The organism is Clostridium sp. UBA7503, from assembly GCF_002477055.1.
In the GTDB taxonomy this organism is placed as follows: domain Bacteria; phylum Bacillota; class Clostridia; order Clostridiales; family Clostridiaceae; genus Clostridium_J; species Clostridium_J sulfidigenes.
The window spans coordinates 218,473-231,291 of record NZ_DLNT01000028.1; the positions used below are offsets into that span (position 1 = coordinate 218,473).

Consider the following 12,819-nt stretch of genomic DNA (forward strand, 5'->3'; position numbering starts at 1 on the left):
ACTTAAAATTGTTATGGAGAACCGTATCACAAATAAGTGAATAAAGAGTTGATATGTAAAGTTAAAATGTGTTAAGCAAGCTTATGAACAATTTTTTTGCGGGATTTATTAAAGCTATCAGTGCAGGTTGTCTTGTTATAGGAATACTTCTTATATTTAATGCCTGGGTAAAGTACTCAATAAGAAATTCAAATAAAGATAAGAGATAATCTTGTTAAAAATAATATAGAATTATTTAAGTGTATACAGGGATAGAATTAAATTTCAATAAACTTACAGAAGATGATAAGAGAAAATTAAGCAAGTGGTTAAGAGTAACTTTAGATGATGGAGTTAAAGAAAAAGTAAAATGCTCATTAATGTAATTTTATTCATTAAGGGGAGATTTAGTATAAGTGAGCTACTCCAATTTCTATAGGGCGGAGTAGTTCACAGTATATCCGATGCAATTTTTCGAAAAAGCACAACTTGGAAACTAGTTACGATTCTACAAATATATACAAAATAATCTTTATTATACCATGAAAGTGTCTTATAATTTATGTGAATATAAAATTATAGGAGGTGAAATCTTAATATAGTACATATTAAGAATTGTCATGGAAAAAAAGATTAAGAGGATTGTTTGCATTTTAGTTGTATTACTTTCATTATCGCAAACAAGTTATGCACATTCAGGTAGAACTGATTCAAATGGGGGACATAAAGACAATAAAAATGCTTCAGGATTAGGGGGGTATCATTATCATCATGGACTTGGACCACACTTACATCCAGGAGGAGTTTGTGAACTTGTGGGAGGAGGAGATAATAATACTCCTGTAAGTTCACCTAAGGGTGGAAGAGATAATAGTACTGCTGTAAGTCAACCTAAGAGTTATTATGATGATGGATATAACGATGGTTATGCAGGAAAAGAGTCTAATAGTTCTTCAAAATCTAAAAAAGGCTATTCTTCTGGGTACAATGATGGAGTTAATAAATTAAAATCAGAAAAAGACCAAGCATATAATACTGGATATGATGATGGTCGTGAAGGGAAAAATTCATCTGAGTCATCACAAGGTGAAAAGTTAAAGAAATCATATAGTGATGGATATACTAAGGGAAGAAATGAATATATAGAAAATAATAAAGAAATCTATAAAAACTATGGTATAGAAGATGCAGCAGCAACAAAGGAAAAAAGAACCTTAGAAAATTCATTGGGACAAGCAATAGTTGAATCGTATAATAAGGCATATGATGAGAAGATACAAGAAATAAAAAATGAATACAATGAACATGGATATAAATATTACCTTGGAAAAGAAGAATATAAAATACAAAACTTTGAAAGTAATAAGCTAGAATATTGGTTTAAAGAAGGTTATGATAAGGCCGAAGCAGATATGAAAGAAGCCATAAAGGTAGCATACGATAAAGGAGTTAATGGCGAAAAAATAGAATTGAAAGAAGAGTATGGTAACTATTCTCAAGAAATAAACGAATCCTATACTCTTGGAAATAAAAAAAGAACTACAAGAAACATGATTGCTGGAGGAGCCTTTGTTACTGTTGTAAGTGGAGTAGGTGTAGTAGTTATAAAAAAAAGAAAGAAAAAGTAAAAATAGTATAGACACTTATAGATGGTAAGATGATTAAGTAGTGCTGATTCTATGAAAGAAAGAAGTAGCTAAAAATTTATTAGATATATTGGATGATGAAATAATAGCTTTAAAAACAGGATTAGATATAGAAGAGCTTAAAAATTTAAGATATGAACTTTAATACAGGTAGGCTTTAAAATAAGTCTACCTTATCTTCCATGAATAAACCTTAATTTTACAATAACTTATTTATTTGGTACGATATTAGTGTATAAGATACAAGGCATCTTCAAAAAATAAATAAGTCAGAATGCTCGTCTATTTTGTGTTATACTGCGTCAACAGAACCCTTAGATAGTGCTACTATCTGCGGAACCTGTTTCCTTGTCTAACTCAAAATATACTTCCCATCTTTGACTTATTATTTATTTTCAGATGCCTAAACAAAATATTAATTTTGCACATATTGTGTTTTTGAGGTGGAAAAGCTTATGGAGAATTTAGAGAGTATAATATCAATTAAAGATCTTAAAATGAACTTTGGAGATAAGCGTGTCTTAAATGGAATAAATTTAGAGATACAGAGAGGACAAATAATAGGATATATAGGAACTAATGGTGCTGGTAAAAGTACAACTATAAAAATAATGCTTGGTATAGTAGAAGGATATACAGGACAGGTAAAAATATTAGGACAAGATATAAGTAATGGAAGTGTAGAGTACAAGAAGAAAATTGGATATGTCCCAGAGCTTGCTGATATATATGAAAATTTAACTGCATTTGAGTATATAAGCTTTTTAGGTGGAGTATATGGCATAGATCAAAATATCCTTATTGAAAAAGCAAAAAAACTTATGAAGTTATTTAAAATTGAAGGAGCTATAAATTCAAGAATATCTTCATATTCAAAAGGAATGAAGCAAAAGCTGCTAATAATATGTAGTTTAATTCATAATCCAGATATATTATTTTTTGATGAGCCGTTAAGTGGACTAGATGCTAATAGTGTAATGATATTTAAAGAAGTTATGAGTAATCTTGCAAAAGAAGGAAAAACTATATTTTATTCTTCACACATAATGGATGTTGTAGAGAAGGTAAGTGATAGAATTATACTTATTGATAATGGAACAATAGCTGCAGATGGAAGTTTTGAGGAGCTAAAAAATAGTGAAAAGGAAAGCTCTTTAGAAGAAGTATTCAATCAATTAACAGGATTTAATGAACATGGACAGATTGCTAAAGAGATTGTTTCTTTAGTTCAAGAGGTATAGCTATGAATGAATTTGCGGTATTAAGACTATTAGATAAATTTAAAGGTCTGTATAAAAAAGCCGGTGTTAATTATGCTATTATGCGAATGATTTTGCAAATAAAATTAACTATGGATGGACGCAGAGTAAGTACTGTTTTCACAAATAATAAATCTTCCGAAAATAAAGATAAGAATAATTATACGCATCTACTTCTTTTTAATGGATTTTTAAGCATTTTTATTGGAATGTTAATGTTAGTTGATATGCCAGCTTTAAAAAATATAAATATTGTTATAGGTGTAAATCTATTTATGATGGTATCGCTTATGATATCAGATTTTTCAGCTGTTTTATTAGATGTAAAGGAAAAAAACATACTATTACCAAAGCCTGTAGATAGTAAAACCTTTAATGCTGCGAAGCTTACTCATATATGTATGTATCTACTTGGTATATCTTTGTCTCTTAATTTAATACCTTTAGTTTTGGGAACAATAAAATATGGAGTGATATTTTTACCAATATTTTTTATAGAGAATATACTAATAGCTTTATTAGTTGTAGTAATAACGGCATTTTTATATACTTTAGTTTTAAAGTTCTTTGATGGAGAAAAGCTAAAGGATATTATAAATTACTTTCAAATATTATTAGCATTTTTATTTGCTTTTGGGTATCAGTTATTTAATAGATTTTTTACGACTATAGATATTACGGCTATTTATGTACCTAAGTTTTGGCATAGTTTAGTTCCATCTATGTGGTTTGCAGCTCCTTTTGGAATATTAATAGATGAAAATAGAAATCCTTTTTTAATATTTTTATCTGTAATGGCAATATTAGCTCCAGTAATACTAATTAGCCTTTATGTTAAGAAGGTAGTACCATATTTTGAAAAGAACCTTCAAAAGCTAAATGATAATGGGGGAGCTATAAGAGGTGGAGATAAAATAAGAAAAGATTTTATAGCGGGAATAATTTGCAAAGATAAAGTTGAAAAAAGCATGTTTAAATTTACTAAAAATATGATATCTACAGAAAGAAACTTTAAACTTAAGGTATATCCATCTCTTTCAATGGCTGTATTTATGCCAGTTTTATTTATTTTTACAGATAGAGATAAATCTTTTATTGAAACTGTTCAAACAAGCTATGGTGGAAAAGTACATTTATTAATGTATTTAACCGTATTAATGCTATGCTTCTGCACTGCTTATATAAATAATAGTGATAATTATAAAGGTGCATTTATATATAAGGTATTACCAATAAAAGAGCCAGGAGTAATATTAAAAGGAGCAATAAAAGGAACTTTATTTAAATTAGTTATACCAGTTTATTTATTTACGGCTATAGTATTTTTAATATTAAAGGGACCATTAATAATCTTAGACTTAATTGTAATGTTTTTAGTCCTTTTAATATCATCATTAGTTTATTTTAAACTATCAAATAAGATGATGCCTTTTAGTGTGAAATTTGCTACAACCGATAGTGGTAAGCTTATAGGCCCAGGGGCGATTACATTAGTGCTTATTGGGATATTTGCTGCAATACACATAATAATTAGAAATAATATTACCTTTATAGGAGCATTTATAGTAATTCTTTTTGTAATTAACATAGTTATTTGGAAAATCAGCTTTAAAATAAGCTGGGAAGATATAGGGATATAATATTGACTCTCACATGGTGTTAGGCATTATTCTAAAGATGTCATTCGAATGGCAGTAATTTATAGGAGTTGATTTTATGTTCAAGATCGGAGATTTTTCTAAGTTGACCAGGGTATCCGTCCGTATGCTCAGATATTATGATGAAGTGGGACTTTTTAAGCCTGCCAAAATTGATGACTTCACAGGTTATAGATATTATTCGGCAAAACAGATTTCAGATATTAACCTAATAGTATCATTGAGAGATATGGGTTTTAACGTAGCTGATATAGCAGTATTTATGAAGGAAAAGTCTGAGGAAAAGCTAGAAGATATTTTAAAAGTCAAAAGTGAAGAGGTTAAGAATAATATAAGGGCTGAGGAAATAAGACTTGAAAAAATCAACTCCGCCATTAAGGATATGAAAAAGGAGAGGGTTAATATGAGTTACAATGTTACATTAAAATCAATACCTAGTTATAAGGTTATTTCTTTGAGGGATACTATACCAACTTATAATGCAGAAGGCATGCTTTGGGAAAGGATAGATAAATACATTACATCAAAAAACATTCCTTGCAACGACATTGCTTATGCTACTTATCACGATGAGGACTATAAAGAAGGTAAAGTTGATGTAGAGGTATTAATGGGCGTTGACAAACTTATGGAGAATGAAAATGAGTATATATTCAAGGAAACTGAAGTAGTGGAGCAAGCTGTTAGCATATTAGTTCCAGGAGATTATTCTAATTTAGCACCAGCATATAATTTTTTAGGAAATTGGATTGAGGAAAATGGATATAGTATAGCTGGAAATCCACGTCAAGTTGCTATAAAAGGACCCTGGAATGAAAGTAATACAGAGGATTATTTGAGTGAAATACAGATACCAGTAAAAAAATAAAGAAGCTTATAAAAATGGTTGTACATGATGACTTAGTTATCATTATGTGCAGCCATTTTATTCAAATTAGAAAAAACTCAGGGCCTTTAATAATTTGTGGATATAAATTGTTTTAGACTAAAAAGTCTACGTTATGCCCATTACAGTGAACTGTATATTTAAATTTGTAAATATTGTTAAATATAAATCTAATAAGATATAATTGAATTAAGAAAGGTGTGGTTTAATGGAAATCAATAAGATTTTTAGAAGTTTCATAACTTGCTCCTGCAAAGACTACAATAAAACAAAACGGCAATGCTTTGTCAGGAGCCTAATTTAATTAATTGCATATAAATAAATGTTAAACAACTTAGGTTCTTGTAACACATTAACTGAGTTTTAGGGTAGTTTTTGCATCAAATCTATTGAAATAGAGGAGGGCAAGAATTTGAAATATATTAATGCAAATAATGTGTTACCAGAGGATATAATAAAAGCCATACAAGAATATGTTTATGGAGAATTTCTTTATATACCAAGAAAAGATGGTAAGCAGAAAGCTTGGGGAGAAAAAAGTGGTATAAAAGATATGTTAAAGGATAGAAATAATGAAATCTTTCAAAAGTATAATGAGGGTATGACTGTCAGAAAGTTATCATTAATGTATTACTTATCAGAGCAGAGTATAAGACGCATAATAAGTGAACAGAACAGATTATGTTTATAATTAATACATAACTGTTTATGAAATTGAAGGTTTATTTAAAGTCATGATATGATTTATTTAGAGAGTTTTATAAGTAAACTTTATCTGATTTTAAATAGACATTATAAATTGAATTTTAAATTATATATAATGTCCTATTTTAAATCAGCATGCTAGTTAAAGTGATAATTAGCATACTATTTATTTTACGATTATATTATAAGATAGGGGATGAGGGGTATGGAAGTAAAGGTAGTTTTAGCAAGTAAAGAAAATGCAAATATCATAAAAAATATTTACCCATTATATTTGCATGATTTATCAGAGGTTTATGGAAATGTACCAAATGAATATGGAATTTATGAGGATGAGCCTATAAAAACATTGGCTGAGCAATATGATGTTCAAAATGATTGGTTTCAGAAGCCAAATGAGCTTTTCCCATTTATTATAATGGTGGATGGAAAGCCGGCAGGGTTTGATTTAGTTTCAACTGGTAAATATGCACCTAAAGGAATGGATTATTATGTTTATGAGTTCTTTTTATTAAGACCATATAGGGGAAAAGATATTGCATCTATTGCAGCAAAGCAGGTATTCGATAAATTTAAAGGTAAATGGGGATTATATGTGGCGGCAAAAGCAATCGGGGCAAACCAAAGGGCAGAGAAGTTTTGGAGAAAAACTATTAGTTCTTATACAAATGATAGTTTTCAAGAAAAGTATGATGAAACTTTTGATGGATATAAGCTAATATTTACATTTAATAACCTTTGATTGTTAAGCTATCCCTTTTGTATAAGTAATAATAAGAAGTGATTCATAAAAATATTTACATGTATTAATAAGAATTTCAAATATTGAACTATATAATAAATAAATGAGGTTTTTAGTCTTAACTATTAAAATTACTTGGTTAAGGCTATTTTTGCATATATAAGTATAGTATTATATTTATAAAGTTAAGGTTTCTTAAGAAATTTTTATAATTCTTGTAAACTCTATATTCTATACTGAATTTAAGATTTTGAAAAGGAAGTGTAGAAGATGAATAAAGGATTTAAAAATATATTAGCTGTAAGTACAATAATAATTTGTGGATCTCTATACATTTTAGGAAATAATGAGATAGCTATAAATAATACAAGATATAAAGGAATGGAGATTAGTTTAAATGATAAAACTAATGTAGTGGAAGAAGGTAATGGGCTTTTACTAGTAAATAGTAAGTTAGGTTTAGATACAAAGTATAAACCTAAAGATTTAGAGATACCTAATATACCATTTGCTAATGAATCACAAACTGAAGAAAGACAGGTAACTAAAATTGTTGTAAAACCCCTAGAGGATTTGATAAATAGCGCAAAAGCTGAGGAAATAATCTTACTTGGAAACTCAGCATATAGATCCTATGATTTGCAAAAACGTATTTATAAAGACAGTGTGAAAGCTTATGGAAAAAAGCATACGGAGGATTATGTAGCAAAAGCTGGCTTTAGTGAACATCAAACAGGGCTAGCTATTGATATTACAAATGAACATAGATATTTTGTAAAAGGAACAAATGAAGCGGATTGGCTTGAAAAAAACTGCTATAAATTTGGGTTTATTATCAGATATCCTGAAGGTAAAAATGATATAACAGGGATAGCTTATGAACCTTGGCATATTAGGTATGTTGGTGAACAAGTAGCTACATATATTCATAATAAGGGTATTACATTAGAAGAATATTTAGAGGAACAATAGATAATAGGAGGACTATACCATGAGCAAAAACATTCTTGTAGTAGATGATGAAAAAGATATAAGAGATTTGTTAGAGATAACATTAAAAAATGAAGGATATACTGTCTTTAAAGCAATCTGTGGAGAAGATGCTTTAGATATACTAGATAAAGAAGAAATCCACTTAATTGTTTTAGATATAATGATGCCAGGAATGGATGGGTTGCAAGTTTGTAGATTAGTAAGAGAAAAACATAACATTCCAATTCTTATGCTTAGTGCAAAGGTTGAGGATATGGATAAGGTACAGGGTATTATGACAGGTGCAGATGATTATGTATGTAAGCCTTTTAATAATTTAGAACTTACAGTTAGAATAAGAGCGCTACTTAGAAGAGCATATTTTCTAAATACTAAAATGGATATTTCCGATGACATAATAAGAATTGAGTCAATGAGTATAGATAAGAAGAAACACAACGTAACTATAGATAATAATGAATTAGATTTAACAGCAACAGAATTTGAAATTTTGTATCTATTAGCTACTAATAGAGGTAGAGTTTTTAGTGCTGAGGAAATTTTCCAAAGGGTCTGGAAGGAAAAGTATTTTCAATCAAATAATACTGTGATGGTACATATGAGTAGACTAAGAGATAAGATTGAGGAATATATGAAAGGTAATAAGATAATACATACTGTGTGGGGAGTTGGATACAAAATTGAAAAATAAGAGGCTATACGAATATTTGTTAAGACAATTAGTTGATGTCCTAAGTGCAATGATATTAACCTATATTACAGTAGAAATAGGTAAGTTAATATTAAATTATATTTTAAAAGGTATTTCTGGTATTGCTTATGAGGCTATCTTTAATATTAGATATCTTAGCTTTGGAGGATATACAAACACATTAGTAGGTTTATTTTTATTTTGTACTTTTTATTTACTTAAAACTTATAAAAAAAGCAAGAGTTTAGTGGCTATAATTAATGAAACAGAAATAATGGCTAATGGAAATTTAGATAGAGTAATACAGGTTGAATCTAATGGTGATATCAAAAATCTAGCTGAAAATATAAATAATATATCAAAGCAACTTAAAGAAATAACTTTAGAAGAACGAAAATCACAACAAACTAAGAGTGATTTAATAACTAATGTTTCCCATGACTTAAGAACTCCATTAACTTCAATCATGGGGTATTTAGAACTTATTGATACTGATCAATATAAGGATGAGGTGGTTCTTAGATATTATGTTAATATAGCATATGAAAAATCTAAAGCTTTAAATCTACTTATAAATGATTTGTTTGAACTTACTAAAATGCAAAACAATACTATTAATCTACATAAGGTTAACATTAATTTAGTGGATTTATTAGGGCAGGTTGTTGCTTATTTTGAATATCAATTTAAGAGTGCAAATATGAAATCAAGAACTAATTTTTCAGATGATAAATTAATAGTAAATGCGGATGCAGGGAAATTGGTTAGGGCTATTGAAAATTTATTATCTAATGCCATTAAGTATGGAGAAGATGGATATTATGTTGATGTGGTAACAAAAAGAGAAGGGGATATGTCAGTGGTTCAGGTTATAAATTATGGGCAATCCATATCACCAATAGACTTACCATATATATTTGATAGATTCTATAGGATAGAAAAATCAAGAAACAGTAATATAGGTGGATCTGGATTAGGATTGGCTATAACAAAAAATATTATAGAGTTACATGGAGGAAATATATCTGCTTATAGTGATGAGGTGAGAACCATCTTCGAAGTGAAATTGCCTATTAATTGATATAGAGATATTAGTTTTTATGTGTGTGACAGCATGGGCGTAATCTTAAGGGTGAAAGTCCTTAATGCGACCTAGTAGTGGTAAGCGTATAGCTTAAGACAGAGGAAATTGGGTTAAGAGTAGATTTTAAAAATATTAGACCTCATATTACCATGAACTTTAACAATGGATTTGATGATATTTATTTAATTGAACAAGATGTTGATATCAATGAACTATCATTGCAGTATGAAGAAGTTCAGAAAGTGAAGTGGGCTTCTAAAGAAGAGATATTTTCAATGATAGATAGTGGTGAATTTATACCATATTATCAGAGTTTGATACAACTATTTTTTGATTCTCGAAAAAAATATGGTGCCATCAATGAAAATGAGCATATCCTGTAACTTATCGGATTCCAATTTATATAGCAGTTAAAAAATTTTAAGTTAAAAAATTTTTTATGTTTATTTTTATAAGAAGTTTGATATAATATATATAGGAAACTCACTCAGACGAGCTGAGGAGTACAGAATTCTAAAGAAACAAGTTTCTAAGAATTCTAGTAAGAAAAGCTTAGTGCTGGTAACACTAAGCAATCCTTAGAACATTTATTTTGTTTTAGGGCTATTGGATTAGATTTATGTTATAAATTATGAATCTTAGAAAAAGTGCTAATCTTCGTTGGATGGAGCACTTTTTTCTTTGCTTTTAACTTCTATATCAAGACCAAGAAATTTGATCTTGATTTTTAAATGATGTATAAAAAGATTATGTTTTAGAATTAATCTAATTACATAAATAATTGATATACACTTTATAAAAGTATCAAACATATCCAATACCACCCCCTAGCTATAGTGAAATAGTTCACCAATAGCCCAGGAGGATAAAACGTTCAAAACCCCCGTAGCCATCCACTACGGATTTCAAAATATTACTTTAGAATTATACCATAAGTGAAATTTTAAATCTATGATTTAGTTAATTGAACTTACTCCTATGAACGTATGTGAATAGTGAGTTTATTCTTATGAATAATATATACACAAGAATAAACTCACTTGTAATAGTTAAGTGGAACTGTATCATAAATAAGCCTCTAAATCTTTGATTTAGTTAGGCGAACTTACTCAGCGAACGAAGTGAGTCGAGTTTCCTTTAAGACCAAGTACAATTTCTAGCCTTAGGCATTGATATGACTTAACTAGGGCTGTTATTATACGTGAAAATACTGTAACATAAGTAATGAGATATAATAAACTTATCAGTAGATATAATAATATATATTAGGGGAGGTATGATATGGAACTTTGGGATGTATATGATATTAATCGAAATAAAACAAATGAAACTATGGTTCGAGGTGAACCTATTGAAAAAAATAATTATCATTTAGTTGTGCATGTATGTGTTTTTAATTCAGATGGTGATATGCTAATTCAACAGAGACAACCTTTCAAAGAAGGTTGGTCAAATATGTGGGATATAACAGTAGGTGGAAGTGCTATAAAAGGTGATACAAGCCAATCAGCAGCTGAAAGAGAATTGTTTGAGGAAATTGGGTTAAGAGTAGATTTAAAAAATATTAGACCTCATATTACCATGAACTATAACTATGGATTTGATGATATTTATTTAATCGAACAAGATGTTGATATCAATGAACTATCATTGCAGTATGAAGAAGTTCAGAAAGTGAAGTGGGCTTCTAAAGAAGAGATATTTTCAATGATAGATAGTGGTGAATTTATACCCTATTATCAAAGTTTGATACAACTATTTTTTGATTCTCGAAAAAAATATGGTGCCATAAATGAAAATGAGCATATCCTGTAACTTCTCAAGTTAAAACTTATAATTTAATAAAGTGAAAATTTTAAAATAAAAAACATAGAGGTTTATTTTGTTTTAGGGGTATTGTGTGAATTAAATAATAAATACTATACAATTAGACATATATTTAAAATAATGTTATAATCCGAAAGAATATTTGGGATTTAAATAATATATAAAATCATGTGGAAGGAAGTGTAGTATGAGAAAATTATTTAAATTATTGAGCCTATCAACATGTCTTTTAATAATGTTGGTGGTTTTTGCAGGTTGTAGTAAAGATTCTTCTAAAGAAATAAGCTTTTTCAATTATGGTGAAAATATAGATGAAGAGACTATAAAAGAATTTGAGAAAGAATATGGTATAAAGGTTAATGTAGAAACCTTTGATGATATGGAAACTATGTATCAAAAAATTAGTCAGGGCGGAGTAAACTATGATGTTATATTAGTATCTGATGTTTTAATGCCTAGAATGATAAAAAATAAGTTTGTTCAAGAGTTAAATAAAGATAATATACCTAATATGTCTCAAATGGATGAAGACTATTTAAATCTAGAAATAGATCCAGGTAATAAGTATTCAGTTCCTTATATGTTTGGAACGGTAGGACTTATTTATAATAAAGATGTAGTAAAAGAAGAAGTAGATAGCTTCGATATATTATGGGATGAAAAGTATAAAGATAAGATTTTTATGTTTGATACCTATAGAGATACCATAGGAGTAGCTTTAAAGAAACTTGGATATTCTTTAAATTCAACTGATCCAAAAGAAATTGAAGAAGCTAAAGAGCTACTATTAAATCAAAGGAAATTAGTTAATCCTATATATGGTGTTGATAATGGAACTGTAATGATTCCAGCAGGAGAGTCTGCTATAAACATGATTTGGTCTGGAGAGGGATTAAATCTTCAAGCTGAATACCCTAATTTAGTTTATGTAGTACCTAAGGAAGGGGCAAACTTCTGGATTGATAGCTTATGCATACCTTATAATGCTAAAAATGTTCATGGAGCTGAGAAGTTCATAAACTTTGTAAGTGATAAGGAAAGTGCATTAAGAATAGCTGATGAAATAGGGTATACAACTCCTAATAAAGAAGCAAGACTTGAGCAACCAGAGGAAGTTAGAAATAATCCTAATGCATATATGACTAAAGAAATAATGGATAGATGTGAAATCTATGTGGATTTTCCTAGTAATGTGAAAAAGGTATATGATGATGCATGGATACGCATAAAATCAAGTAATTAGAAATCATATATAGTATTATATAACAATAAAAAAGAGAGTAGATAAATTTGCGTTTATACAAACCTATTTATTCTATAATAAAAATGGGGCTTTCGCAAAATAGATA

General features: G+C 28.8%; 14 protein-coding genes. 13 read left to right on the forward strand and 1 reads right to left on the reverse strand.

Features of this window, described 5'->3' with window-relative positions; genetic code table 11:
* Window positions 1-239: 239 nt before the first annotated feature.
* From B3630_RS09105 to B3630_RS09155, 11 genes are all read left to right on the forward strand, one after another.
* Window positions 240-365 (forward strand): hypothetical protein, encoded by a 126-nt coding sequence (locus B3630_RS09105; RefSeq protein WP_346897439.1) that lies wholly within the window; start codon window positions 240-242, stop codon window positions 363-365.
* Between the two features lie 234 nt (window positions 366-599).
* Window positions 600-1,607 (forward strand): YHYH domain-containing protein, encoded by a 1,008-nt coding sequence (locus tag B3630_RS09110; protein ID WP_346897441.1) that lies wholly within the window; start codon window positions 600-602, stop codon window positions 1,605-1,607.
* Window positions 1,608-2,080: 473 nt separating this feature from the next.
* On the forward strand, window positions 2,081-2,866 hold the full coding sequence (locus B3630_RS09115; protein WP_346897443.1) for an ABC transporter ATP-binding protein: 786 nt from the start codon (window positions 2,081-2,083) through the stop codon (window positions 2,864-2,866).
* A 2-nt stretch (window positions 2,867-2,868) separates the two neighbouring features.
* Window positions 2,869-4,524, forward strand: a complete 1,656-nt coding sequence (locus B3630_RS09120; RefSeq protein ID WP_346897445.1) for a hypothetical protein — start codon at window positions 2,869-2,871, stop codon at window positions 4,522-4,524.
* Window positions 4,525-4,600: 76 nt separating this feature from the next.
* Window positions 4,601-5,410: a MerR family transcriptional regulator gene (locus B3630_RS09125; protein ID WP_346897447.1), complete on the forward strand. Its 810-nt coding sequence runs from the start codon at window positions 4,601-4,603 to the stop codon at window positions 5,408-5,410.
* Window positions 5,411-5,840: 430 nt separating this feature from the next.
* Window positions 5,841-6,119 carry a CD3324 family protein gene (locus B3630_RS09130; protein ID WP_346897449.1) on the forward strand — a complete coding sequence of 93 codons (279 nt, stop codon included), beginning with the start codon at window positions 5,841-5,843 and terminating at the stop codon, window positions 6,117-6,119.
* A gap of 219 nt (window positions 6,120-6,338) precedes the next feature.
* Window positions 6,339-6,875 carry a GNAT family N-acetyltransferase gene (locus B3630_RS09135; RefSeq protein WP_346897451.1) on the forward strand — a complete coding sequence of 179 codons (537 nt, stop codon included), beginning with the start codon at window positions 6,339-6,341 and terminating at the stop codon, window positions 6,873-6,875.
* 270 nt (window positions 6,876-7,145) lie between these two features.
* Entirely contained in the window at window positions 7,146-7,847 is a 702-nt protein-coding gene (locus tag B3630_RS09140; RefSeq protein WP_346897453.1) for a M15 family metallopeptidase, read from the forward strand.
* A gap of 19 nt (window positions 7,848-7,866) precedes the next feature.
* Window positions 7,867-8,559, forward strand: a complete 693-nt coding sequence (locus B3630_RS09145; RefSeq protein ID WP_346897455.1) for a response regulator transcription factor — start codon at window positions 7,867-7,869, stop codon at window positions 8,557-8,559.
* Complete coding sequence (locus B3630_RS09150; RefSeq protein ID WP_346897469.1) at window positions 8,549-9,640, forward strand: HAMP domain-containing sensor histidine kinase; 1,092 nt, start codon at window positions 8,549-8,551, stop codon at window positions 9,638-9,640. The genes B3630_RS09145 and B3630_RS09150 overlap by 11 nt, the downstream gene beginning before the upstream one ends.
* Window positions 9,641-9,792: 152 nt before the next feature.
* Window positions 9,793-10,026 (forward strand): hypothetical protein, encoded by a 234-nt coding sequence (locus tag B3630_RS09155; RefSeq protein ID WP_346897457.1) that lies wholly within the window; start codon window positions 9,793-9,795, stop codon window positions 10,024-10,026.
* Between the two features lie 267 nt (window positions 10,027-10,293).
* Here the strand turns inward: B3630_RS09155 and B3630_RS09160 are convergent, their stop codons facing one another.
* Window positions 10,294-10,455 carry a hypothetical protein gene (locus tag B3630_RS09160; RefSeq protein ID WP_346897471.1) on the reverse strand — a complete coding sequence of 54 codons (162 nt, stop codon included), beginning with the start codon at window positions 10,453-10,455 and terminating at the stop codon, window positions 10,294-10,296.
* Window positions 10,456-10,924: 469 nt separating this feature from the next.
* Here B3630_RS09160 and B3630_RS09165 point away from each other — a divergent pair, with 469 nt between their 5' ends.
* Both B3630_RS09165 and B3630_RS09170 read left to right on the forward strand, forming a co-directional pair.
* Complete coding sequence (locus B3630_RS09165; protein WP_346897459.1) at window positions 10,925-11,458, forward strand: NUDIX hydrolase; 534 nt, start codon at window positions 10,925-10,927, stop codon at window positions 11,456-11,458.
* A 199-nt stretch (window positions 11,459-11,657) separates the two neighbouring features.
* The gene (locus tag B3630_RS09170; RefSeq protein WP_346897461.1) at window positions 11,658-12,713 is read left to right on the forward strand and encodes a spermidine/putrescine ABC transporter substrate-binding protein; all 1,056 of its coding nucleotides are present in this window, start codon (window positions 11,658-11,660) and stop codon (window positions 12,711-12,713) included.
* Window positions 12,714-12,819 lie beyond the last annotated feature (106 nt).

Coding starts and splice junctions, on each gene's coding strand:
- B3630_RS09110 (WP_346897441.1), top strand. CDS start 600: ATGGAAAAAAAGATTAAGAGGATTGTTTGCATTTTAGTTGTATTACTT.
- B3630_RS09115 (WP_346897443.1), top strand. CDS start 2,081: ATGGAGAATTTAGAGAGTATAATATCAATTAAAGATCTTAAAATGAAC.
- B3630_RS09120 (WP_346897445.1), top strand. CDS start 2,869: ATGAATGAATTTGCGGTATTAAGACTATTAGATAAATTTAAAGGTCTG.
- B3630_RS09125 (WP_346897447.1), top strand. CDS start 4,601: ATGTTCAAGATCGGAGATTTTTCTAAGTTGACCAGGGTATCCGTCCGT.
- B3630_RS09135 (WP_346897451.1), top strand. CDS start 6,339: ATGGAAGTAAAGGTAGTTTTAGCAAGTAAAGAAAATGCAAATATCATA.
- B3630_RS09140 (WP_346897453.1), top strand. CDS start 7,146: ATGAATAAAGGATTTAAAAATATATTAGCTGTAAGTACAATAATAATT.
- B3630_RS09145 (WP_346897455.1), top strand. CDS start 7,867: ATGAGCAAAAACATTCTTGTAGTAGATGATGAAAAAGATATAAGAGAT.
- B3630_RS09155 (WP_346897457.1), top strand. CDS start 9,793: ATGAACTTTAACAATGGATTTGATGATATTTATTTAATTGAACAAGAT.
- B3630_RS09160 (WP_346897471.1), bottom strand. CDS start 10,455: ATGTTTGATACTTTTATAAAGTGTATATCAATTATTTATGTAATTAGA.
- B3630_RS09165 (WP_346897459.1), top strand. CDS start 10,925: ATGGAACTTTGGGATGTATATGATATTAATCGAAATAAAACAAATGAA.
- B3630_RS09170 (WP_346897461.1), top strand. CDS start 11,658: ATGAGAAAATTATTTAAATTATTGAGCCTATCAACATGTCTTTTAATA.